Origin of the sequence: Malikia granosa, assembly GCF_002980595.1 — a bacterium.
Taxonomy (GTDB): Bacteria; Pseudomonadota; Gammaproteobacteria; order Burkholderiales; family Burkholderiaceae_C; genus Malikia; species Malikia granosa.
On the sequence record NZ_PVLQ01000019.1, the window covers coordinates 16,892 to 39,488 of the forward strand.

28 protein-coding genes are annotated in these 22,597 nt (G+C 67.3%); 14 read left to right on the top strand and 14 right to left on the bottom strand.

What is annotated here, in order from left to right; all coding sequences use genetic code 11:
* Positions 1-12 precede the first annotated feature (12 nt).
* Complete coding sequence (locus C6P64_RS05860) at positions 13-1,536, bottom strand: cryptochrome/photolyase family protein (RefSeq protein WP_245911640.1); 1,524 nt, start codon at positions 1,534-1,536, stop codon at positions 13-15.
* Between C6P64_RS05860 and C6P64_RS05865 the strand changes: the two genes are divergently transcribed.
* The 11 genes from C6P64_RS05865 (at position 1,535) to C6P64_RS05915 (ending at position 9,940) form a co-directional block, all read left to right on the top strand.
* Positions 1,535-2,266 carry a YqgE/AlgH family protein gene (locus C6P64_RS05865; protein ID WP_105747666.1) on the top strand — a complete coding sequence of 244 codons (732 nt, stop codon included), beginning with the start codon at positions 1,535-1,537 and terminating at the stop codon, positions 2,264-2,266. The genes C6P64_RS05860 and C6P64_RS05865 overlap by 2 nt on opposite strands.
* On the top strand, positions 2,263-2,682 hold the full coding sequence (ruvX, locus tag C6P64_RS05870) for a Holliday junction resolvase RuvX (protein ID WP_105747667.1): 420 nt from the start codon (positions 2,263-2,265) through the stop codon (positions 2,680-2,682). The genes C6P64_RS05865 and ruvX overlap by 4 nt, the downstream gene beginning before the upstream one ends.
* On the top strand, positions 2,679-3,200 hold the full coding sequence (gene pyrR / locus C6P64_RS05875) for a bifunctional pyr operon transcriptional regulator/uracil phosphoribosyltransferase PyrR (protein WP_105747668.1): 522 nt from the start codon (positions 2,679-2,681) through the stop codon (positions 3,198-3,200). Before ruvX ends, pyrR begins: the two co-directional genes overlap by 4 nt.
* A 1-nt stretch (position 3,201) precedes the next feature.
* Positions 3,202-4,161, top strand: coding sequence for an aspartate carbamoyltransferase catalytic subunit (locus C6P64_RS05880; RefSeq protein WP_105747669.1), 960 nt, complete (start codon positions 3,202-3,204; stop codon positions 4,159-4,161).
* A 23-nt stretch (positions 4,162-4,184) separates the two neighbouring features.
* On the top strand, positions 4,185-5,513 hold the full coding sequence (locus C6P64_RS05885) for a dihydroorotase (protein ID WP_105747670.1): 1,329 nt from the start codon (positions 4,185-4,187) through the stop codon (positions 5,511-5,513).
* Between the two features lie 11 nt (positions 5,514-5,524).
* Positions 5,525-6,274 (top strand): lysophospholipid acyltransferase family protein, encoded by a 750-nt coding sequence (locus C6P64_RS05890; protein WP_105747671.1) that lies wholly within the window; start codon positions 5,525-5,527, stop codon positions 6,272-6,274.
* Between the two features lie 51 nt (positions 6,275-6,325).
* On the top strand, positions 6,326-6,871 hold the full coding sequence (locus C6P64_RS05895; protein WP_105747672.1) for a DUF2889 domain-containing protein: 546 nt from the start codon (positions 6,326-6,328) through the stop codon (positions 6,869-6,871).
* 98 nt (positions 6,872-6,969) lie between these two features.
* Positions 6,970-7,686 carry a TerC family protein gene (locus C6P64_RS05900; protein ID WP_105747673.1) on the top strand — a complete coding sequence of 239 codons (717 nt, stop codon included), beginning with the start codon at positions 6,970-6,972 and terminating at the stop codon, positions 7,684-7,686.
* 15 nt (positions 7,687-7,701) lie between these two features.
* A complete protein-coding gene (locus C6P64_RS05905; RefSeq protein WP_105747674.1) occupies positions 7,702-8,118 on the top strand; it encodes a universal stress protein in 417 nt (138 codons plus the stop codon).
* Positions 8,119-8,173: 55 nt separating this feature from the next.
* The gene (gene xdhC, locus C6P64_RS05910; protein ID WP_105747675.1) at positions 8,174-9,061 is read left to right on the top strand and encodes a xanthine dehydrogenase accessory protein XdhC; all 888 of its coding nucleotides are present in this window, start codon (positions 8,174-8,176) and stop codon (positions 9,059-9,061) included.
* Between the two features lie 126 nt (positions 9,062-9,187).
* Complete coding sequence (locus C6P64_RS05915) at positions 9,188-9,940, top strand: TerC family protein (RefSeq protein ID WP_105747676.1); 753 nt, start codon at positions 9,188-9,190, stop codon at positions 9,938-9,940.
* Positions 9,941-9,967: 27 nt separating this feature from the next.
* Here C6P64_RS05915 and C6P64_RS05920 read toward each other — a convergent pair whose 3' ends face one another.
* On the bottom strand, positions 9,968-10,330 hold the full coding sequence (locus C6P64_RS05920) for a thioredoxin family protein (protein ID WP_105747677.1): 363 nt from the start codon (positions 10,328-10,330) through the stop codon (positions 9,968-9,970).
* A gap of 126 nt (positions 10,331-10,456) precedes the next feature.
* Between C6P64_RS05920 and C6P64_RS05925 the strand changes: the two genes are divergently transcribed.
* Positions 10,457-11,065, top strand: a complete 609-nt coding sequence (locus C6P64_RS05925) for a CD3072 family TudS-related putative desulfidase (protein ID WP_105747678.1) — start codon at positions 10,457-10,459, stop codon at positions 11,063-11,065.
* A 44-nt stretch (positions 11,066-11,109) separates the two neighbouring features.
* Here C6P64_RS05925 and C6P64_RS05930 read toward each other — a convergent pair whose 3' ends face one another.
* Positions 11,110-13,413: an NADP-dependent malic enzyme gene (locus C6P64_RS05930; protein ID WP_105747679.1), complete on the bottom strand. Its 2,304-nt coding sequence runs from the start codon at positions 13,411-13,413 to the stop codon at positions 11,110-11,112.
* A gap of 92 nt (positions 13,414-13,505) precedes the next feature.
* Between C6P64_RS05930 and C6P64_RS05935 the strand changes: the two genes are divergently transcribed.
* Together C6P64_RS05935 and C6P64_RS05940 are read left to right on the top strand one after the other, a co-directional pair.
* Entirely contained in the window at positions 13,506-13,883 is a 378-nt protein-coding gene (locus C6P64_RS05935; protein ID WP_170073051.1) for a DUF2946 family protein, read from the top strand.
* Positions 13,884-14,014: 131 nt separating this feature from the next.
* Positions 14,015-14,506 (top strand): copper chaperone PCu(A)C, encoded by a 492-nt coding sequence (locus C6P64_RS05940; protein ID WP_105747681.1) that lies wholly within the window; start codon positions 14,015-14,017, stop codon positions 14,504-14,506.
* 253 nt (positions 14,507-14,759) lie between these two features.
* Here the strand turns inward: C6P64_RS05940 and C6P64_RS05945 are convergent, their stop codons facing one another.
* The 11 genes from C6P64_RS05945 to C6P64_RS05990 all read right to left on the bottom strand — a co-directional run bounded on the left by C6P64_RS05945 (position 14,760) and on the right by C6P64_RS05990 (position 22,011).
* Positions 14,760-15,143: a hypothetical protein gene (locus C6P64_RS05945; protein ID WP_105747682.1), complete on the bottom strand. Its 384-nt coding sequence runs from the start codon at positions 15,141-15,143 to the stop codon at positions 14,760-14,762.
* Entirely contained in the window at positions 15,140-15,673 is a 534-nt protein-coding gene (locus C6P64_RS05950) for a hypothetical protein (protein ID WP_105747683.1), read from the bottom strand. The genes C6P64_RS05945 and C6P64_RS05950 overlap by 4 nt, the downstream gene beginning before the upstream one ends.
* Complete coding sequence (locus tag C6P64_RS05955; RefSeq protein ID WP_105747684.1) at positions 15,670-16,212, bottom strand: hypothetical protein; 543 nt, start codon at positions 16,210-16,212, stop codon at positions 15,670-15,672. Before C6P64_RS05955 ends, C6P64_RS05950 begins: the two co-directional genes overlap by 4 nt.
* Entirely contained in the window at positions 16,209-16,367 is a 159-nt protein-coding gene (locus C6P64_RS18165) for a hypothetical protein (RefSeq protein WP_170073052.1), read from the bottom strand. Before C6P64_RS18165 ends, C6P64_RS05955 begins: the two co-directional genes overlap by 4 nt.
* Positions 16,368-16,495: 128 nt before the next feature.
* On the bottom strand, positions 16,496-17,536 hold the full coding sequence (locus C6P64_RS05960) for a phage major capsid protein (protein WP_105747685.1): 1,041 nt from the start codon (positions 17,534-17,536) through the stop codon (positions 16,496-16,498).
* Between the two features lie 50 nt (positions 17,537-17,586).
* Positions 17,587-17,973 (bottom strand): hypothetical protein, encoded by a 387-nt coding sequence (locus tag C6P64_RS05965; protein WP_105747686.1) that lies wholly within the window; start codon positions 17,971-17,973, stop codon positions 17,587-17,589.
* A gap of 1 nt (position 17,974) precedes the next feature.
* Positions 17,975-18,553, bottom strand: a complete 579-nt coding sequence (locus C6P64_RS05970) for a hypothetical protein (protein WP_105747687.1) — start codon at positions 18,551-18,553, stop codon at positions 17,975-17,977.
* Positions 18,554-18,897: 344 nt separating this feature from the next.
* Entirely contained in the window at positions 18,898-20,544 is a 1,647-nt protein-coding gene (locus tag C6P64_RS05975; protein ID WP_105747688.1) for a DUF3987 domain-containing protein, read from the bottom strand.
* Entirely contained in the window at positions 20,532-21,377 is an 846-nt protein-coding gene (locus C6P64_RS05980; protein WP_105747689.1) for a toprim domain-containing protein, read from the bottom strand. The genes C6P64_RS05975 and C6P64_RS05980 overlap by 13 nt, the downstream gene beginning before the upstream one ends.
* Positions 21,374-21,739 carry a hypothetical protein gene (locus tag C6P64_RS05985; protein ID WP_105747690.1) on the bottom strand — a complete coding sequence of 122 codons (366 nt, stop codon included), beginning with the start codon at positions 21,737-21,739 and terminating at the stop codon, positions 21,374-21,376. The genes C6P64_RS05980 and C6P64_RS05985 overlap by 4 nt, the downstream gene beginning before the upstream one ends.
* Positions 21,736-22,011 (bottom strand): hypothetical protein, encoded by a 276-nt coding sequence (locus C6P64_RS05990; RefSeq protein ID WP_105747691.1) that lies wholly within the window; start codon positions 22,009-22,011, stop codon positions 21,736-21,738. The genes C6P64_RS05985 and C6P64_RS05990 overlap by 4 nt, the downstream gene beginning before the upstream one ends.
* Between the last annotated feature and the right edge of the window lie 586 nt (positions 22,012-22,597).

A 22,597-nucleotide genomic window follows, 5' to 3' on the forward strand; every position in this document is an offset into this window, starting at 1 on the left:
GTCCGGCCGCGCTCAGGGCTTCCTGACCACCGCGTAGCGCGCCAGCGTCTGCTCGCGCGCCCGGGCGTGGTCGACGATCGGGCGCGGATAGTCCCGGCCCAGTACCAGGCCGGCGGCCTCGAGCTCGATCGCGCCCGCCAGCCAGGGCGCGTGCAGCGCGGCGTCGGGCAGCTGGGCCAGTTCGGGTACATAGCGCCGGATGAACTTCCCCTGCGGGTCGAACTTCTCGCTCTGGCTGACCGGGTTGAAGATGCGGAAATAAGGTTGGGCGTCGCAGCCGCTCGAGCTGGCCCATTGCCAGCCGCCGTTGTTGGCGGCCAGGTCGAAGTCGATCAGCCGCTCGGCGAAATAGGCCTCGCCGCGCTTCCAGTCGATCCCGAGGTCCTTGCACAGGAAGCTGGCCGTCACCATGCGCAGCCGGTTGTGCATGTAGCCGGTCTGGTTCAGCTGGCGCATCGCGGCATCGACCAGCGGATAGCCGGTGCGGCCCTCGCACCAGGCCTGGAACTGCAGCTCGGCCGACTTGCCATGCTCCCACTGGATCGCGTCGTATTCGGGCTTGAACGACGCATTCACCACCTGCGGGAAATTGGCCAGGATCTGCAGGTAGAAGTCGCGCCAGATCAGCTCGGACAGCCAGGTGCTGGCACCGACCAGACCCTGCAGGTGCATCTGGTGCGCGACGCCGGCGAGCTGGCGGATGCTGATGGTGCCGAAGCGCAGGTGCACGCTCAGGTAGCTCGGGCCCTTGACGGCCGGGAAGTCGCGCGCCTGCTGGTAGCGCTCGATGCGGGTCAGGAAATCCTCGAACAGGCCCTGGGCGCCGCGGCTGCCGGTGCGGATCTTGAGCGCGCGCAGATTGGTCGGCTCGAAGCCGATCTCGGCCAGCGTCGGCACGCCGGCCGGATGCGCGGCGGGGCAGGGCGCCAGCGCGCCGGCATGGCGCTCGACCGCATAGGGCTTGAGGTAGAAGGGGGTGATCTTCTTCAGCCAGGCGTTCTTGTAGGGCGTGAAGACGCCATAGGGCCGGCCGTTCTGCGTCACGAGCTCGTGGCGCTCGAAGATCGCGTGGTCCTTGTGCAGGTGCAGCATGATGCCAGCGTGCGCCAGCCTGCCGAGCACCTGCTGGTCGCGCTGGCGCGCGGCGGGCTCGTCGTCGTGGTTGGCATAGACCGCCTGCACGCCGAGCTGTTCTGCCAGCCGCGGGATCTCGTCGGCCGCAGGGCCGTGGCGCACGATCAGCCCGACCCCCTCGACGCCGTTGGCGCGTCCGAGACCGCGCAGCTGTTCGTCGAGGTCGAGCAGCGACTCGTGGATGAACTCGACCCGCCGGTCGGCCTTCAGGCCACGATCCAGCAGCGGCTGCAGGATGTCGGTGTCGAAGACGAAGGCGCACCAGACCCGTTTGCAGTCCTTCAGCGCGTGGTAGAGCGCGGCCTGGTCGCTCGCGCGCAGGTCGCGCCGGAACCAAATCAGTCCGCTGTCATATTTCTTGGGAATCAGGGTCATGTCGAGCCGCTTAGAATTCGCAGCCATGAGTTCGGATTCTGCCCCTATCAACTTGACCCATCATTTCCTGATCGCCATGCCCGGGCTGAACGACGAACTCTTTGGCAAGAGCGTGGTTTACCTGTGCGAGCATAGCGCGCGCGGCGCGCTGGGCCTGATCATCAACAAGCCGGCCGATATCGGACTCGGGGAATTGTTCGACCGGCTCGACCTGCAGCTGCGCCGCGCAGACCTCCAGGGCGCGCCGCTGATGCGTGGCGGCCCGATCCAGACCGAGCGCGGCTTCGTGCTGCACGAGGCCATGGGCGAGGCCCAGACGGTCGGCAGCGACGAGACCCCGCCCGCCATCCGCGCGGCGATCCGCGACGCGCTCGGCAGCCTCGAGCGCGCCGCCTCGCCCTCGCTGGCGGCCGAAGCGGCTGAGTCTTCCGAGTCGGCTGCCGAGCCGGAGCAGGCGCCGCCCTCGGCCTATGCGTCGAGCCTGCGCATCGAGGGCGGCCTGGAGATGACGACCTCGCGCGACGTGCTCGAGGCGCTGTCCTCGGGCGCCGGTCCGCGCAAGGTCATGGTCTCGCTCGGCTATTCGTCCTGGGGCGAGGGCCAGCTCGAGTCCGAGCTGGCCGAGAACAGCTGGCTGACCGTGGCGGCCGATCCGGCCGTGATCTTCGACACGCCGATCGAGCAGCGCTACGACAAGGCCATGGCCTTGCTCGGGCTGCAGCCCTGGATGCTGGCGCCCGGAGCGGGGCGGGCATGAGCGGCCTGCCGATACCGGTCGTGCCGCCCGGCCAGATGAGCTTCCTGGCCTTCGACTTCGGCGCCAAGCGCACCGGGGTGGCCAGCGGCAACCGCATCACGCGCACCGCCACGCCGCAGGCCACGATCAAGGCCGAGGGCGCCGACGCGCGCTTCGCCCAGGTGGCAGAGCGCATCAAGGAATGGCAGCCCGACGCGCTGGTGATCGGCGTGCCCTTCCATCCGGACGGTGCGGCGCACGAGAATACCGCGCGTGCGCTCAAGTTCGGGCGCCAGTTGCGTGGCCGCTTCAACCTGCCCGTCCACGAGGTCGACGAGCGCTACAGCACGACCGAGGCGCACAGCCTGGGCGCCAAGGATGCCGATGCGGCCTCGGCCTGCATCATCCTGGAACAATTTTTGAGGAGTTTGCCTTGAGTTTCCTGAATTTGGACGCGGAAGCGCTCTACGCCGAGCTGCTGCGCGGCGTCAAGGGCCTGATCGCGATGAGCGCGGGTTCGCTCCAGCTGGTCGGCGTGACCTCGGGCGGTGCCTGGCTGGCCGCGCGCCTGCAGCGCGAGCTGGGACTGGACGGCGAGATCGGCGTGATCTCGTCGGCCATGCACCGCGACGACTACAAGCAGCGCGGCCTGAGCGCCAGCAGCGAGCAGACCCGCTTGCCCTTCGACGTCGACGGCGCCCATGTGCTGCTGGTCGACGACGTGCTCTACACCGGCCGCACCATCCGCGCCGTGATCAACGAGCTGTTCGACTACGGCCGCCCGGCCAGCGTGCAGCTGGCGGTGCTGGTCGACCGCGGCGGGCGCGAGCTGCCGATGCAGGCCGACTTCGCCGCCGTGCGCCTGGCGCTGCCGGTCAGCCAGTCCTTCGAGCTCGCGCGCGACGCGCAGGGCCATTTCAGCTTTGTGGTGCAAGACAAGAACGCGGAGGCCTGAGATGAAGAAACGCAATCCCCAGCTCAACAAGAACGGCGAGCTGATCCACCTGCTCTCGACCGAAGGCCTGTCGCGCGAGATCCTGACCCAGATCCTGGATACCGCGGCCAACTTCGTCAGCATCGGCGACCGCGAGGTCAAGAAGGTGCCGCTGCTGCGGGGCAAGAGCGTGTTCAACCTGTTCTTCGAGAACAGCACGCGCACCCGCACCACCTTCGAGATCGCGGCCAAGCGCCTGAGCGCCGACGTGTTCAACCTCGACATCGCGCGCAGCTCGACCGCCAAGGGCGAGTCGCTGCTCGACACCATCGCCAACCTGTCGGCCATGGCGGCCGACATCTTCGTCGTGCGCCACAGCGAGTCGGGCGCGCCCTACCTGATCGCGCAGCATGTCGCGCCCCATGTCCATGTCGTCAACGCCGGCGACGGCCGCCATGCGCACCCGACCCAGGGCCTGCTCGACATGTACACGATCCGCCACTACAAGAAGGATTTCACCAACCTGTCGGTGGCCATCGTCGGCGACGTGCTGCACTCGCGCGTGGCGCGCTCCGACATCCATGCGCTGACCACGCTGGGCTGTCCCGACCTGCGCGTGGTCGGTCCGCGCACCCTGGTGCCGAGCGAGTTCGCCGACATGGGCGTGCGGGTCTGCCACACGCTCGAAGAAGGTATCAAGGATGCCGATGTCGTGATCACGCTGCGGCTGCAGAACGAGCGCATGAGCGGCGCGCTGCTGCCCTCGAGCCACGAATACTTCAAGAGCTTCGGCGTCACCCCTGAGCGCCTGCAATGGGCCAAGCCCGATGCGATCGTGATGCACCCGGGCCCGATCAACCGCGGCGTCGAGATCGACTCGAACGTGGTCGACGGCGGCCAGAGCGTGGTGCTGCCTCAGGTGACCTTCGGCATCGCGGTGCGCATGGCCGTGATGGGCATCGTCGCCGGCAACATGGCCTGAACCGCTACAGAAAAGGACTTCACATGAAAACCCTGATCCAGGGCGGTCGCCTGATCGACCCCGCCAGCGGCACCGACCGCCTGGCCGATATCGCCATCGCGGCCGGCCGCATCGTCGGCATCGGCCAGATCCCGGCCGACTTCACTCCGAACCGCGTCATCGACGCCAGCGGCTGCATCGTCGCGCCGGGCCTGGTCGACCTCTCGATGCGGCTGCGCGAGCCCGGCCAGGAACATGCCGGCATGCTGGCCAGCGAGACGGCGGCGGCGGTCGCCGGCGGCGTCACCAGCCTGGTCTGCCCGCCCGATACCGAGCCGGTGCTCGACGAACCCGGCCTGGTGCAGATGCTCAAGTACCGCGCTGAGAAGCTGCACCAGTCGCGCGTGTTCCCGCTCGGCGCGCTGACGCGCGGACTCAAGGGCGAGGTGCTGACCGAGATGGTCGAGCTGACCGACTCGGGCTGCGTCGCCTTCGGCCAGGCCGAGGTGCCCATCGTCAACACCCAGGTGCTGCAGCGTGCGCTGCAGTACGCTGCCACCTTCGGCTACAGCGTCTGGTTGCGCCCGCAGGACTTCTGGCTCGGCAAGGGCGTGGCCGCCAGCGGCCCGCTGGCGACCCGGCTCGGCCTGGCCGGCATCCCGGTCGCGGCCGAGGTGATCGCGCTGCAGACCGTGTTCGAGCTGCTGCGCGGGGTCTGCAAGGCGCCCGGCACCCAGGTCCAGCTGCACCTGTGCCGCATCAGCAGCGCCGCCGGTCTCGAGCTGGTGCGCCAGGCCAAGGCCGAGGGCCTGCCGGTCACCTGCGACATCAGCGTGCACAACCTGCACCTGACCGACATCGACATCGGCTATTTCGACAGCCGCCTGCGCCTGCAGCCGCCGGTGCGCCAGCAGCGCGACCGCGAGGCGTTGCGCCGCGGCCTGGCCGATGGCACCATCGACGCGCTGGTGTCCGACCACAACCCGGTCGATGCCGACGCCAAGATCCTGCCCTTCGCCGAGGCCGAGGCCGGCGCCACCGCGGTCGAGCTGCTGCTCGGCCTGGCCTGGAAATGGGCCGAGCAGGATGGCGTGCCGCTGGCGCGCGCGCTCGCCGTGCTGACCCAGGGCCCGGCTGCGGTGCTGGGCCGCAGCCTGGGCACGCTGGCCTCGAGCATCGGGCGCGTGGTCGAGGGCGGCGTCGCCGACCTGTGCGTGATCGATCCCAAGGCCTACTGGACCATCGGCGACGCTACCTTGCGCAGCCGCGGCAAGCACACCCCCTTTGACGGCCATGAGCTGCCGGTGTCGGTGCGTGCCACCCTGGTCGGTGGCCAGGTCGCCTACGACGCGCAGGCCGTGTCGCGCAGCTGAGAGGCCGCTGCATGAAGAATCTGCGCGCCGCCTGGCGCCTGTTGCGTGTGCTCGCCCATCTGCTGGCCGGCGCCTGGACCATCAGGCGCCGCTTCGGCCAGCTCGACTTCGAGCAGCGCCAGGCCCTGGTGCAGGACTGGTCGCTGCGCCTGCTGGGCCATCTGGGCCTGCGCCTGCGGGTGCATGGCGAGTTGCCCGGGCGCGGTCCGCTGCTGGTGCTGGCCAACCATATCTCCTGGCTCGACATCATCGCGATCAATGCGGCCCTGCCTTGCCGCTTCGTCTCCAAGGCCGATGTGCGGCACTGGCCGCTGATCGGCCGCCTGGTCGAGGGCTCCGGCACCCTGTTCATCGAGCGTGACCGCCGCCGCGACGCGATGCGGGTGGTGCACCTGATGGCCGAGCGCCTGCGCGCCGGCGACCGGCTGGCCGTCTTCCCCGAGGGCACGACCGGCGACGGCAGCAGCCTGCTGCCCTTCCATGCCAATCTGCTGCAGGCCGCCGTCGCGACCGACATGCCGGTGCAGCTGGTCGGACTGCAGTACACCGATGCGCGCAGCGGCTCGCGTCACGATGGGCCGACCTATATCGGCGACACCAGCCTGCTCGAGTCGCTCTGGCGTACCCTGTGCGCCAGCGACCTGCAGGCCGAGCTGCATGTCGGCGTGGTCGATACCGCCCAGGGGCGCGACCGCCGCACCTGGGCCGAGGCGCTGCGGCGCGAGCTGGCCCAGCGGCTGGACCTGCCCTTGCCCGACTGAGATCACGGCGCGCGCCATTTTTTCCACCCCTACCGTTTCCGAGTCGATAACATGCCGCTTCCCGCTCCCCAGCCCCGACGACAGATCAACACCCGCGAAACCCGGTTCCGCTGTTTCCTGCGCGACGATGGCCTGTGGGACGTCGAGGGCGAATTGATCGACACCAAGGCCGAGCTGTTCACGATCCGCAACGAGCGCAGCTGGCAGCCCGGCGAGCCGATCCACCACATGCTGATCCGCGCCACGGTGGACAGCGCCAAGGTCGTGCAGGAGATCGCGGTCTCGATGGAGGCCTATCCGCACGGCATCTGCCCGCAAGCCATGGCCCACATGCAGCGCATGGTCGGCTGCACCATGGCTGGCGGCTGGCGCAAGGCGATCGACCAGCACCTGGGCAAGGCGCAGGGCTGCACCCATATCCGCGAGCTGCTGTTCAACATGGCCACGGCGGCCTTCCAGGGCATGGAGCGTGGCCGCGCCGAGGCCGCGCCCGACGAAACGCCGGCCTACCTCGGCACCTGCACCGCCTGGGACATCTCGGGCCCGGTGGTGGCGCGCGAGTTTCCGCTGCTGTACCGGCCGCTTGCAAAACCGTAGTTTCCACATCGGCGGCGCCAAAACCCTGGTGTACGATCCCGCCACCGGCGTCCACGGCGCCTGCAACCGTCCTTAGCAAGTCTTAGCAAGAGGTGACAATGGAAGAGTATTTGAGCTTGGCGTTTCTGCTGCAGGTGCTGCAGATCATCGCCATCGACATCCTGCTCGGCGGCGACAACGCGGTCGTGATCGCGCTGGCCTGCCGCAAGCTGCCCGAATCGCAGCGCAACAAGGGCATCGCCTATGGCGTGATCGGCGCGATCGCCCTGCGCGTGGTGCTGATCTTCTTCGCGCTGCAACTGCTCGCGCTGCCCTTCCTGAAGATCGTCGGCGCCCTGCTGCTGCTGTGGATCGGCATCAAGCTGCTGCAGCCCGAGGACGACGACCACGACAACGTCGAGGGCGCCACCACGCTGATGGGCGCGATCAAGACCATCGTGATCGCCGACGCGGTCATGAGCCTGGACAACGTGATCGCCGTCGCCGGTGCCGCCAAGGGCGACATGGGCCTGGTCGTGTTCGGCATCCTGATCAGCATCCCGATCATCGTCTGGGGCAGCAAGTTCGTGCTCAAGCTGATGGACCGCTTCCCGGTCGTGATCACGCTGGGTGCTGGCCTGCTGGGCTGGATCGCCGGCGGCATGTTCGTCACCGACGAATTCCTCAAGGATTACCTGCAGCACGCGCCTTCCTGGCTGCACTATGTCACCTCGGTCATCGGTGCCGTGGCCGTGGTCCTGGTCGGCAAGGCGATCGCCGCGCGCCAGGCGCCGGCCGAGCAGGCCCCGCTGGTCGACCTGGCCAAGAAAGACTGAGAGGAGATTCGCCCCATGACCAAGATCCTGATCCCCATCGACGGTTCGGCGGCCAGCGTGCGCGCCCTCGAGCAACTGCTGCAGCGCGGCACCGCCGGTCTCGAGCTGCACCTGCTCAACGTGCAGCTGCCGGTCGACGGCAATGTGCGCAGCTTCGTCAGCAGCGACGAGCTCAATGCCTACCACCGCGACGAAGGCCTGGCCGAACTCGCCACGGCGCGGGCCCTGCTCGACGCCGCCGGCGCGAGCTATCAGCAGCATGTGCTGGTCGGCCACCCGGCCGACCAGATCACCCGCTTCGCGGCCGAGCAGGGCTGCGACGAGATCGTCATGGGCAGCCATGGCCGCACCGGCCTGCTGCAGCTGCTGATGGGCTCGGTGGCGGCCGAGGTGTCGGAAAAGGCCAAGACCAAGCTCACGCTGGTCAAGTGAGCTGAACGGCGCCGGGGCTTTGGCTCCAGCCTCGGCCGCTGGCATACTGGGCCACATGCCAAGCCCAGCTGCTGCCAGCACCGACCACGCCGCCCTGTTGCGGGCCCTCGACCAGGGGCCGGCAGTGCTTGTGGACATCGTCGCGACCCGGGGCTCGACCCCGCGCGAGCCGGGCGCCTGGATGGCGCTGGGCGCCGACGGGCTGATCGGCAGCGTCGGTGGCGGCCATCTCGAGCTGCAGGCGATCGCCGCGGCGCGCGAACTGCAGCAGCAGGGCAGCGCCTCGCCCCTGAACGGACAGATTCGCCGCTACGCGCTCGGGCCCGCCTTGGGCCAATGCTGCGGTGGCAGCGCCGAGCTGCAATTCCATTACCTGGCCGATGCGGCCGCGGCCAGCCAATTGGCCGGACTCGATCCGCCGCGCACGCCGGTGGCGATCTTCGGTGCCGGCCATGTCGGCCAGGCGCTGGTGCAGGCGCTGCTGCCGCTGCCTTTTTCCCTGCGCTGGATCGACAGCCGGGACGGCCTGTTTCCCGCCAGACTGCCCGACCGGGTGCAGTGCCTGTGGTCCGACCCGGTGCAGCGCGCCTTGCCCGAGCTCGCGCCAGGCAGTCGGGTGCTGATCATGAGCTTCAGCCATGCCGAGGATTTCGAGCTGGTCGCGGCCTGCCTGCAGCGTCAGCGCGAGCGCGCCGACCTGCCCTTCATCGGCCTGATCGGCAGCCGCAGCAAATGGGCCAGCTTCCGCCAGCGCCTGCAGGCGCGCGGCTTCGCGCCGCAGGAGCTCGAGCAGGTCATCTGTCCGATCGGTCTGCCCGGCATCGCGGGCAAGCAGCCGGCCGTGATCGCGGCCAGCGTCGCGGCCCAGCTGCTGCAGTTCGGCAGTCAAGCGGTCCCGGCCCGGACCGACCTGGGGCGCCAGCCCCCGGCCGGTCCGGGCTGATGCCGCAGCTGTCACTCTTCGGTTTTTCCGGACGGTCAGCCCGCTCCAGGCTGCTGTAAACCGTCATCAGGACTCGCTATCCTCGACAGTCTTGCCTGTCCAGGCTCATTCAAGTTCGGAAAAAAGATGGAATTCCTGTTCGACCCCAATATCTGGATCGCCTTCGCCATGCTGACCACGCTCGAGATCGTGCTCGGCGTGGACAACATCATCTTCATCTCGATCCTGGTCGGACGGCTGCCGCCCGAGCAGCGCGACAAGGCGCGCCGCCTGGGCCTGGGCTTCGCGATGATTTCGCGCCTGTTGCTGCTGGCTTCGCTGAGCTGGATCATGGGCCTGAAGGCCGACCTGTTCCACGTCTTTGGCCAGGGCATCAGCGGGCGCGACATCGTGCTGCTGTCGGGCGGCCTGTTCCTGCTCTGGAAGGCCTCGCACGAGATCTTCGTCGAGGTCGAGGCGCGCGAGCAGGACCATGCGCCCGAGACCGATGCCGCCACGCTCAAGGCCGCCGGCCAGCGCCTGTTCTGGGGCATCATCGGCCAGATCGCGGTGATCGACATCGTGTTCAGCCTGGACTCGGTCATCACCGCCGTCGGCATGGTCGACAACCTGGCCGTCATGGTCGCCGCCGTGATCGCCGCGGTCGGCGTGATGATGTTCGCCGCCAAGCCGATCGGCGACTTCGTCGATGCCCACCCCTCGGTCAAGGTGCTGGCGCTGGCCTTCCTGGTCATGGTCGGCATGGCGCTGACCGCCGAGGCCTTCGAGGTCCATATCCCGAAGGGCTATGTCTACGCCGCGATGGCTTTCTCGCTCGCGGTCGAGGCGCTCAACCTGCGCGCCCGCAGCAAGCGCCTGGCCAAGGCCAACGCGGCCTGATGCCGCTGTGATGCCAGTGCCCGCTGCCTAGCCCGGGCGCTGCTCCAGGTTCTTGAGCAACTGGCGCAGCGTCTCGCTGTGCTCGTCCTCGGGCAGCGGGCGCCGGCCGGCCGCCTCTTGCAGCAGGCGCTCGAGCGTCTGGATATGCGGCAGCAGCACGCCGAAGAAGACCGGCTGGCCATTGACGCCGATCAGCAGGGTCGGGAAGTTCTCGATGTCGAGATCGCCGAGCCGGTCGGCCTCGTCCTCGACATCGACCCAGTGGCAGCGCAGCTGCGGCTGGGCCCGGGCCAGCGCCTCGAAGGGCGCGGCATATTCACGGCAGGTGCCGCACCAGGCGGCGCACAGGCAGACCACCTGGATGGTGGCCGTGGCGGGGGAATGGCTCATGCGCCGAGCTTACCAAAGGCGGGCGGCGGCTTGCCGCGCGCCAGTTGCCGCTGCATCGATCCCGACCTACCATGGCAGCAGGCCCGTCGCGGGCCAGGTCCGTTTTTGCCAGCCAGGGAGGATTCCATGACGCAAGCCATCGGTCTGATCAAGGACAGCGTGTCGGATGCCCGCTCGGGCAAGCTGGTGTTCCTGTCGCACTGCATGCTGAACCAGAACGCCTGCGTGCGCGGGCTCGCGAGCCAGCCGGCCGTGATCCGCGAGGTGGTCGACCTCGCGCTGCAGCACCAGGTCGGCATGTTCCAGATGCCTTGCCCCGAGGTCAGCTACCTCGGCTCGATGCGCTGGGGCATGGTCAAGAAGATGTATGGCAGCCCGATGTTCCGGCGCCATTGCCGCGCGATCGCGAGCCAGGTCTGCGACCAGGTCCAGACCTACCGCGACAACGGCCATCGGGTGCTGGCCATCGCGTTGCGCGACGGCAGCCCGACCTGCGGGCTCGGCTGCTCGGCGGTCGAGGCCGATCCGGGTCAGCAATGGGGCGGCATGGTCTGGCACGCCAGCCCGCTGCAGCGCTTCGGCTCGACCCCGGGGGTCTACACCGAGGAGCTGCAGGCCGAGCTGGCCAGCCGCGGGCTGGACGACCTGCGCCTGCTGGCCGTGCCCGAGGTGCCGGAGGCCGGCTCCATTCCCGCCGCCCTGGCCTTGCTCGAAAGCGCCCTGCGCGACGCCTGAGCCGCCGCAGGGCGATCGCCAGGGCAGGGCCCTGGCGACCGGCTTCAGCCCTTGTCGGCGCTGCAGACGACGGCGACCGCCGTCATGTTGAGCACGCGGCGCATGGTCGCCGAAGGCGTCAGGATATGCGCGCTGGCGGCCGATCCCATCAGGATCGGGCCGACGGTCACGCCACCGCTGGTCGTGGTCTTGAGGACGTTGAACAGGATGTTGGCGGCGTCGAGGTTCGGGCAGACCAGGATGTTGGCCGAGCCGGTCAGGGCCGAATCCGGCAGGTAGCTGCGGCGGATGTCCTCTTCCAGTGCGGCGTCGCCATGCAGTTCGCCGTCGCATTCGATCTCGGGATGGGCGGCGGCGAACAGCTCGCGCGCCAGCCGCATCTTGCGCGCCGACGGGCGGTTCGACGAGCCGTAGCTCGAGTGCGACAGGAAGGCGACCTTGGGCGGAATGCCGAAGCGCTGCACTTCCTTGACCGACAGCCAGGCGATCTCGGCCAGTTCCTCGGCGCTCGGGTTGTCGTTGACGTAGGTGTCGGTGATGAACAGCGGGCCGTTGTCGGTGTTCAGCGCGTTGAGCGCGGCGAAATGGCTGGCGCCCGCCTTGCGGCCGATGATGCTCTCGATGCGCTCGAGGTGGGTCTCGTACTGGCCGACCAGGCCGCAGATCATCGCGTCGGCGTCGCCGAGCCTGACCATCAGCGCGGCGATGATGGTGTTGGAGCGGCGCACCGCAGCCTTGGCCATCTCGGGCGTGACGCCGTCACGGCCCATCAGCTTGTGGTAGGTCTCCCAGTACTGGCGGAAGCGCGCATCGTTCTCGGGGTTGACGACCTCGAAGTCGACGCCCGCGCGGATGCGCAGGCCGGCCTTGGCGATGCGAGCCTCGATCACGGCCGGGCGGCCGATCAGGATCGGCAGCGCGAGCTGGTCGTCGATCGCGGCCTGGGCCGCGCGCAGCGCGCGCTCGTCCTCGCCGTCGGCGTAGGCGACGCGCTTCTTGTCGGCGGCGATGGACTTGGCGGCGTTGAAGACCGGACGCATCAGGATGCCGGTCTGGTAGATGAAGCGGCCCAGGCTCTCCTTGTAGGCCGCCATGTCCTGGATCGGGCGGGTGGCGACGCCGGAATCAGCGGCGGCCTGCGCGACCGCGGGCGCGATCTTGAGGATCAGGCGCGAGTCGAAGGGCTTGGGGATCAGGTAGTCGGGGCCGAACACCAGGTCCTGGCCGGCGTAGGCGGCGGCGACCTCGTCGCTGATCTCGCTCTTGGCCAGGTCGGCGATCTGGCGCACGCAGGCCAGCTTCATTTCCTCGGTGATCTTGGTCGCGCCGCAGTCGAGCGCGCCGCGGAAGATGTAGGGGAAGCACAGGACGTTGTTGACCTGGTTCGGGTAGTCCGAGCGGCCGGTGGCGATGATGCAGTCCGGGCGCGCGGCCTTGGCGATCTCGGGGCGGATCTCGGGCTCGGGGTTGGCCAGCGCCAGGATGACCGGCTTGTCGGCCATCGACTTGACCATCTCGGCGTTGACCACGCCGGCGGCCGAGCAGCCCATGAAGACATCGCAGCCGACCATCGCGTCGGCCAGCGTGCGCTTGTCGGTGTCGCGGCAGAAGCGCTGCTTGGAGGCATCGAGCTTGCCGGCCAGGGCATCGGCGCGCTGGCTGTGGATCACGCCCTTGGAGTCGCAGACCAGGATGTTCTCGACCTTGACGCCGAGACCGATCATGACGTCGAGGCAGGCGATCGCGGCGGCGCCGGCGCCCGAGACGGCCATCTTGATCGAACCGATGTCCTTGCCGACGAGCTCGAGCGCGTTGAGCAGCGCTGCGCTCGAGATGATAGCGGTGCCGTGCTGGTCATCGTGGAACACCGGGATGTTCATGCGCTCCTTGAGCTTCTTCTCGATGTAGAAGCACTCGGGCGCCTTGATGTCTTCCAGGTTGATGCCGCCCAGCGTGGGCTCCATCGAGGCGATGATCTCGACCAGCTTGTCGGGGTCGTTCTCGGCCAGCTCGATGTCGAACACGTCGATGCCGGCAAACTTCTTGAACAGGCAACCCTTGCCTTCCATCACCGGCTTGGAGGCCAGCGGGCCGATGTCGCCCAGGCCCAGCACGGCGGTGCCGTTGGTGATCACGGCGACCAGGTTGCCGCGGCTGGTGTAGTCGGCGGCCAGGCTCGGGTCCTGCTCGATCGCCAGGCAGGGGTAGGCAACCCCGGGCGAGTAAGCCAGCGACAGATCGCGCTGGTTGGACAGCGGCTTGGTCGGGTTGACGGTGATCTTGCCCTTGCTGGGCGAGCGGTGATAGTCCAGTGCAGCGTCGCGCAACGCTTGTTCTGCGGGGGTCATGTTTTCTAGTGCTCCTTGGGAGCTCCATGCAAGCCTACCTTGCCTGAAGCTGACACACAGTGTAACGGCCTCGCATGACTACAATGCAAAACATGACATGCAAGAGCCTTGTGCGACGCTGGACTGCAGGCTGGGCTCTGTGGGCCGTCCTGTTGCATGCCCTGGCACCTGCGGCCGCTCAGGCGGCGCTGCGCTTGGCGCCCGCGCTGCCGTTCGAGGTTTGCAGCAGCACCGGCATCCTGCGTCCGGTCGAGCCGGCGCGCGAGCCGTCCCAGGACAGCCGCCCTGGCCTGGCGGCCTTGCATTGCGACTGGTGCCTGCTCGACGCGCCAGCCCTCCTGCCCCAGCCGCTGCGGGCCGGCCTCGATGCCGGTCCGGATGGTTCCGATCCGCTTGCCGCCATGCGCGAGCCGCGCGCCTGGCTGGCCGATTGGCGCGTGCAGGCGCGGGCGCCGCCTGCCGCCGCCTGACTCCATCCGTCTCGCGGCGGCTTGCCCCGTGGCTTGCCGTCATTGGAATCCGGCCCGGCGGCGCTGTTGTCGCACCAGTGGCCAGGGCCCGGGCCCGCCGATGGCGCGCCCGGCCAGAAAGACACCCGATCATGAAGCAGATTTTTCGTTCTTCCCTCCTCGTTGCCTTGAGCGTCGCCAGCCTGGGCGCCTGGGCCCAGTCCCGGCTCAAGGTCGAGGACGCCTGGGTGCGCGGCACCGTGGCGCAGCAAAAGGCCACCGGCGCCTTCATGCGCCTGACGGCCGAGCGCGACTCGCGCCTGTTGGCCGTCCGTTCGCCGGTCGCGGGCGTGGTCGAGATCCACGAGATGGCGCTCAACGACGGCATCATGAAGATGCGCGCCATCCCCGGGCTGGCGCTGCCGGCGGGCAAGACGGTCGAGCTCAAGCCGGGCGGCTACCATGTGATGCTGCTCGACCTGAAGGCGCCGGTCAGCGCCGGCGAGCAGGTGCCGCTGACGCTGCTGCTCGAGGGCCAGGACGGCCAGCGCGAGCAGGTCGAGCTCCAGCTGCCGGTGCGCGCGCTCAATGCCCAGCCCATGGGGCATGGCCATCAGCAGCATCCGTCCGGCCACATGCGCTGATCCGGCTGTCGCGGGCCTGAGCTGGCCCCGGAAAGATAAAAAAGCCGCACCCGTGCCAACGCGTGCGGCTTCATCCATGGTCCGACAGGAATCGAAAAACAAGTCCAATGCATTGATTCTGCTTTGTCTTTTTCGATCCTGGTTTCTTGGATACCGTCAAAAGTACCGTCACTTGTTGAGGCGACCCCCCATTTGGACACAATACCGCCCACGGGAGGACAGGATCAGGCCCGGCATTGCGGCTGCAGCGCCTTCAGGGCTTTGAGGTAGTCCCGCGTCCGATCTGCTCGCGCTGGCGGTCATGGGCTGCGACCATCTGGCGCAGCAGGGCCAGCTCGTCAGCGGTGGTAGTGGACCGCTCGGCCAGGTTGTCGAGCAGATCCAGCCCGGCCGCGAAGGTGTCTCGCTCTTGCGGCTCTAGGCCCCGCTCGACCAGGTACAGGCCGGCATGGGCCAGGATGGACAGATGCTCATGATCGGCCCAGCCGGCGCAGCCCTCCTGGTAGGCGGTCAGGGCCTCATGCTCGGCAATTCGGGGCAGGATGACTTCGGCGGCGGCCTGCCGGTTCAGGGTCGCCAGCGCGACCGGGTGAATGTCGGTGGCATAGACCCGGCGGCGAGTGGCCTTCTTACTCATGCTTGACGCTCCATCGCCGTGCTCTTAGCGCTCCACTCGCCACGCTCTACCAGGGCGGCCGCGATCTCTTGGACGCGCTCCCAGTGGTGTTCTAGGACGTGACGCGCGACGCGCTGGGCATATCCATGGCCGGCGCTTGAGGTCCTGCCGAATCTGGTATGAAGCATGGCTTCGGAAGTATTGAAGTCATCTTGATCTGGGTAATAGATAGGGCCGATCCACGGCTGGCCGGATCTGATCTGCTCGGCCATGACGCCAGCATGGCAAACGGCCGCAGCGGTGGCCGCCAGGATTCCGGACTCATCTGGGGGCGGATCTGGAAGGGGGGTTTCCAGAAAGCTGGTCGGCATGTGAGCCAGACCTCCAATTGCGGTAGCCTCGGCCCTCACATCTTCCAATCCCAGCCACTCCATCAGCACGACATGCCCGGCCTCGTGATAGGCGACGCGCTCCAGGTCGGCGCCGGCATGGCCTCGGGGCTGCCAGGGCCAGCAGCGGCGCAAGCTGTCTGCGGCGGGGTAGTCCGTCATGCCGGGCAACGAACCACGAAACTGACCCGGAACTTGTTTTCGGGGTCAGCGATGGGGGCATGGCCTCCATCGATGAGGATATGTTCCTGGGCCGCGCCCATCTTGTCTGAAGCCAGTACGGTATGCATGGCATTCATGATCACGCCGGCATCGGCGTGGCTGGTGTTGTCGCCGTGAAAGTAGGACACGGTTCCCTTGACGAAAACCGGGTCAGATTCATCAAGCTCCAGTTCGGCGCAGCCCACGGCAACGGAATGCCGTAGGAAATCGTTGCAGACCACGGAATCATTGAAGCCATTCTCAAGGCCGGTCTTGATGACTGTGCGCAGCATGGCGCGAGACAGTGGGCAGACCTTGGGCGGCCGGGGCTGGGCCGATTGTTCCTGGTCATCGTCGCCAGCGTATGCCGCGCGGGCTTCCAGTATTTGAGCGCGGCGGGTGCGCTGTTCATCGAGGGACAGAGAAGGGTCGATCTGACCATTCAGGAGGTCGTTGGTGCGCTTGATAGCGGCGATTTGGCGTTCGGCTTGTGTGCTCATGATTTGCGGTTGGGATAGGTCTTGTTACGGGCTGGCTGTGCGGTCTTGCTGGTGGAAGGCTGAATGCGGGGATTGCCAGGGCACAGAGCAGAGATGGGGACCAGTGAGCGAGAGGCTTCGATCTGCTTTCGCGTTGGCTTCTTGATGATCTTCATGATGGTGTCTTGATGGGGTTGACCAACTCGCAGCGTTCAGGAGCTACGCGTCCGCTGTCGGTCATGCCTTGCTGTCAGCCGCTGTTACAAGCAAGGCGCGGTGCCTGGTAGGCTTACCCGTGAAGGGGTCAGGCAGCGATGCCGCCGCGCACGATACCGGTTCGGCGCAGGATGCAGGCTCCCATGTCGGCAGTGACTTGGACCAGCGTGCCGTCTACCTCAGCAGGGGTCTTGCGCTGCTCGACGCGGATAGGATGCCGGGTGCCATAGAGGCGCAGCAGTGCCACGACAGGGCAGGCCACGGGGTCAGCCAGCAGATACCAGCGATGGGCCGGCAGATCGGCCAAAACGCTGACGCGCAGGTCAAGGCCAGCATCGCGGATCAGTCGGCGCGCCTCGAATTCCAGCTCGGGCGATGTGACGATGTGGGTCGCGCTCAAGCCGGATCGTTGTCCAGTGGCGGTCGGCTGGGTGCGCAGCGCAGCCATGCCGGAGCCCAGCGCAGCACCAGACAGGGGTTGCTCAATGACGTTGACATGCTCGGGGCCAAAGATCGGCAGGCCGTCAGACAGCGGCGGCGGGTTTTCCAGGGCGGCCGTCACGAGGCGCGATTCGATCCGGCCGGCACTGACGCCAACGGCCGTGAAGCTCTGGGCAATGGCGGACGCCTGATCGTTGACGATGGCCTGCCGCGATACCAGCACCGCCTTAGCATAGGTAGTCAGGCGAACGGACTGATTAACCGATGCCATAAACGCGAATCCGCGAGTGACGCGCCCGTTTTCTCCCAGCTTTTCCAGCTCCAGGCCGTCATCGTCCAGGGAGACCATTTCAACGGGCTTGAAGTCGCTTACCTCCATCACAGCGCTGAAGTTCAGGTGATCGGCGGCGTGCGAGTCGTAGGAGGCGCGGGTGATCTTGGTGTAACCGTCTGCCAGCACGGCGGAGAACTCCGACGAAATCATCCCGCGTCCCATGACGGATATGTCGAGTTCATTCTCGGAAGGAGGTCGAACCCGCGAGCCGGCCGCATAGGCGATCTGACGCAGGGTCAGACCGTCCGCGAGCGGGTGGGGGTAATCGACATGCTCGCCGATAGCTTGGCGGATCGCGTCAGGCGCTGCCGCCATGACAGCGCCGGGGGTGAAAGTGGATTTGGTTTCAGTCATGCCTATATGGTCAGGCTTCCTGACTGAAATGATCCGGCTATCGCTTCGGCCTACTTCACCAGGTCGAACAGGCGCCTGGCGGTGGCGGGGACGCGCTCGCCGGCCAGGAAGGCCCGGTGCAGGGCGCTGTCGAGCGGGTCCATGCTGCCGGCCATGCCTCCAGCACGCAAGCGCGGCCAAATGCGCGTTTGGAATCGCTTCACGGCCTGGGCCAGTCTGCCGGCCACGGTCCAGGCGCCGGCATCATCAGCGGCCAGCAGGCGCGACGCCTCGACCAGGGCGGCGTCACGGTACCTGATCCGGGCCAGGCGATCGACCCCGAGCGCCTGGGTATGGTTGGCCGCCTCGGCTGCGGCCGTCAGCAGGCGGCGCGCTTCGTCAGGGGTCACGCGGTCGCCGTTGGCGACGCGCATCAGCAGCTCGATGCCGGATTGCATGTCAGACCTCATCGCCTGCTCCATCGTCTGCAAGGTCGGCGTCCTGGTCTTCATGCTGCTCGGACAAGCTGCGGTCGACCAGCTCTGACGTAGATCTGATCCAGGCGGCGCGGGCACTGGCGATGACGGCCAGCACCACAGTGCGGGCGGACTCGGGCAGATCCGGCGCGGCCTGCTCGAGCTGGCCGGTCAACTGGTCGATATGGGCAGCCATCGGGGCGCTGACCATGGCCAGCACCTCGCGCAGCAGCGCGGTCGGGGCGTACTCGGCGCGCATGGCCTCGTTCTTCATCTCGACCGCCTCGCGCTGGGCGCGCGCCAGGGCGGCGCGCTCCGCAGGCAGGCTCAGGAGGCCGTCGCCTGTCTGGCGTTCGGCCTCGGCTTCAAGGTGCGCCAGGTAGGCCCGCAGTTGCTCCAGGGCGGTGCCGTCGCGGGGAATGTGGCCAGCCGTGATGTGGCGGCTGATCGCGGACTGTGTGACGCCTACCAGGTCGGCCAGCTCTTGCTGGGTGCATGGCAGGCCCAGTGCCGGCCAGCGTTTCAGCAGGCCGATGTCGTGGTCTTGTGTGTCTTGGTTCATGCTATGACCCCCTTAGGGGACTCGTTGAACAGTCGGAGAGCGCGGCTGAATGAACCCGCCCTGGCCGTAGCCAGGAAGGACCCGAAGCCGGGGGTGGGTGGTGCCGGCTGCATGGTGTTCACCTGCTCCTGGTCGTGGATCAGGCAAGGCCACTACCCCCCATCGACACGTAGACAAACTCGACAAACCCAAATGATGGATGGCATGACGGGTTTGTCGTGCAAGGGTCTGATCTCTGGTTTGTCGAGTTTGTCTATGTGTCTAGCAGCGGTAGTAGCCTTGAGGTACAAGATATTGATAAATAAGTAAAAATTACTTAGAAATCATCTTTAGCGACAGATCGACTAACTCGACAGAAGTGGGTTGATTTGAACCATGGCAGTTGGTTTTGCCCTGTTGTTGCGCTTGCTGTAGGTCATCACGCATCCGGTTTGTCTGAGTTTGTCGATGGCAGCGGTCAGTTTGTCGAGGTTCTTGAAGCGCCAGGACAAGCCCCTCTGAATGTCCCGCTGGCTGGCTTCTTCCAGTCCGCGCCCGGTCAGCCAGCGCAGCACCAGCGCCGCGTCGTCGTCCACCGGATCGGCCCCCAGCAGCCCGAAGGCCGCCTGGGCGTGCGGGATCAGCAGCCGTGCCAGATGGATTGCCCGCGCCATGGCGGACTCGCTGACCCACTCGGCTGTCAGACCCCACTCGGCCAGCTCGAGCAGCGCCGCGATGCGGGCCACGGTGCCGGGCAGCTTGCTGGTCCAGTCGCTGATTCCCTCCAGGTCGCCGCCCGCGCCTTGCAGATGCTCGACCTCCTGGGCAAAGTCAAACCACAGCTCACGCGCCGTATCGGTCAGTTCCAGGACGGTTGCCGGGCCGGGTGCGCCGGGCTCGCCCGGCAGTCCGTGCAGCAGGCCCTCGATGCCGGCCTGGTAGTCCTCGCGCACTTCGTCGGGGATGTCGTGCATCTCGCGCACATCGCGCCGTCCGACGTTGCTTTCGGGCATGGCGTAGAGGAAGCGGGCCAGCAGGCCGGACCCCCTGAAGCCGTTGCCCTTGGCCACGTCGGCCATGATGGCCGGCTGAATCATCAGGTTGAAGGACAGCGCCGGCCGGTCGGCGTAGGCTTTGCGACCCGCCCGGTCCACGCGCATGGGGCTGCCGGCATGGCCTTGCAGGAACACGTCGAGGTTGGCCGACCCGCCCGAGTAGCGTCCGCCCATGATGCCGAAGATGCCCGGCTCGTCGCTGTGAACCGCCATGCTCTCGCCGTGCTCCATCAGCATGACTTGCAGCCGCTCGGGTGTCACATCGGCGGTGAACAGCCTGGGCGCGCGCAGCTCGTCGGGCAGCTCGTCCTGAAGCTGCTCGATCTCGCGCCGCAGTTCTTCCAGCTCGGCCGGGTCTGCCTTGCCACAGCGCAGCGTCAGTGCCTCGATCCGCTTCTGGATCGTGTTGCGCAGCGTCAGGTTCTTGGCAATGTCGCGCCGCATCCGGTCGGCCAGCAGCTTCTCCCAGCGCACCAGCGGCCCCAGGAAGGCCCCGAGCACCGCCGTCTTGCGCGTGCCGGGTGGGCTCACGCTGACGCACCACAGGGACAGGGTTTCTCGAAAGCTCTTGCCGCCCTTGGGCGCGACCTCGAAGCGGCGTTGCAGCACGGTCGCCAGCACCCCCAGCGCGCACAGCACCGACATGACCCCAGGTGTCTGGGTGGACTTGGCGACATGGTGGGCGTAGTCGCCCAGCCAGCCGGCCAGCACCTCATAGACCGGGATATCGGGCGTCTTGGCGCTGCCGGGAAGTATGGGTTCAGTCCATTCGTGAGCCGGTGCAGCGGCCGTCATCGTGCCGCCGAGCCCGTCCTGGTTGTCGTCGACCTCGGGCAGATCCGGGAAGGTCCGCTCAGGCGGCCGTGGCTCTGTTTGCACAGCGGCCTTGATGACCTCTGCCACGGCCTCGAGGCCGCACTCGCTGGCTAGGTCGTTGAAGTCGGTCAGCTCAGACATGGGCCACCCCCCTCGAACACCGGGACCGCCACCACGCCATGCACCGCCCGCGCCGCAGCGCGTGCCGCCGTCAGGCCGGGGTTGCCCTGGGTCTGGCGGTCATCGTCGGCGCACAGCACCAGCCGCAACTCGGGGAACTTGGCGCGCAGCGCGCGTGCCACGGGCTCCATGTTGTTGGCACTGAAGCAGGCCGCCACCGGCAAGCCAGAGGCTTGATGCAGCGTTGCCGCGGTCGCGTAGCCCTCGGCGATCAGCAGCGCCTCGCGCGGCCTGCCGATGGCCACATAACAGCCCTGGGTCATGCCGCCAGTCAGGAACTTCTTGCCGCCGTCCGGGTAGATGAATTGCAGGCTGTGCAGCGTGCCCGACGTGTCGCGCAGCGGGATCAGCAGGGCGTCGCCCAGCGACCGCAGGCCGTAGGCGTTGACCTGCTTGCGCATCAGGTAGGGGTGGGCATTGGTGGCCGGCTTGGCCCGCCCCCACAGTTTTGCCGCCTTGTCGCGGGCCTGGGCGCGGACCTTGGCCAGTTCCTCGCGCCGGGCCTTTTCCAACAGATCCATGCGGATCTTGAGGTCGGCCTGCTCTTGCGCCGTGGGCGCTCGGGTGCGATCGAAGCCACTGCGCCAGGTATGGGTCGCGCCAGTCTTCCAACTGCCGAAGGAACCGAAGGATGCCGTGCCCATCTCGTGCAACACGGCCCAGCCGTTGACGCTGCCGCCCTTGTCGCCCTCGACCCGGTAGCGGATCAGCTTGCCCGTGCCGGGGATGTGCAGATCCTTGGCCGGGCGCAGTCCAGCCGCCGCCATGGCGTCTTGAATCGTGCCGTCGCTCATGCTGCCGCCCCTTCGGCCGCAGCATGGTAGTAGTGAAAGAGCGGTGGCATCATCCATTTTTCAGCGTCGCCGTACACGGCGCTACCAGCTCCTTCGATTCGGTCAGAGGCCATGTCAGCCGCCCAGCCGATGCGTTGCGCCATCGCCTCGATGGCTGTCAGGTAGGTTTCTTCGTCTTCCTGCCCGTGCCCCAGGTTGACCATCAGCAGCGAGGTTAGGCGGTTGATGTGCTTGGCCATTCCGGCAATGTCGTTGAGCAGAATTCCGAGCTGCTCGGGCGTCATGCTCGCTGCGGCCTTGTTCTTCCAGTCGCTTGAGCGGCGCTTGGGGATAACGCTCTCAGAGGTCTTTGCGGTGCTCATGCTCCACCCCCTGCCACCTGGGCAGCGCAGGCACGCTTGAGCAAGGTGGTGGCACGGGCGGCGCGGCCCGTGGCCTGTTGCAGCTTGGCCGGATCGCAGTCGAGCGAGCGCAGCAGGTGCAGGGCGCTGGCCAGGGCGTTTTCGGCCGCAGCGTGCAGGGCAATGATCTGGGGGTCGGTGATGTCCGCTTGGGACTGGATGGGCGCAGCGCGGTGGCTGGCCAGGGTGATGATGGGCGCAGCAGCGCGCACCAGGGGGACGACCTTGGTCATGGTTGGGGCTCCGGAACGAGACTCAGAAGCCACTCCCCACGCTACGACACGCAGGGGGTGGACGAGATGTTCGTAACACGGGTTCCGCCGTGCGGCCGTCCTCGCGGATAGGCCCATCTCGCCCGTAACCATGCCGATGCTGGAAGACCAGCAACGGACGAAATCGGACATGACAAAACCCCGCTTTAAGGTGGGGGCTGCAACCTCGGAACCAAAGGTGTTACGACACACCGGGCCTTTCGGCTTGCAGAAATCATAGCAGGGTTTACTGTCACCTGTCCCTATAGACACATCGACAAACTCGACAAACCAGATTTTCCCGAGACCAGCATGGGCGTACAGACTCGCGGCCTGGCCGGTCCTGTCCGGCCAGCGCTTGCGATCGCGGGCCTTGCGGCGCTCGTTGCGGCGCGGGGGCTTGTTGCCCGAGCAGGTGGTCGTCGGGTTCAGCTTGCGGCCGGTGTGCGGATCTGCGACAATGGCGCTGTTCTGGGCGCTCGTCGTGACTTCGGTTGCGGCGGGCGTTTTTTCTTGGGTTCTCAACCACCCCCCCCCCCCCCGGCCACCCCGCCGGCGCCCGGCCCCC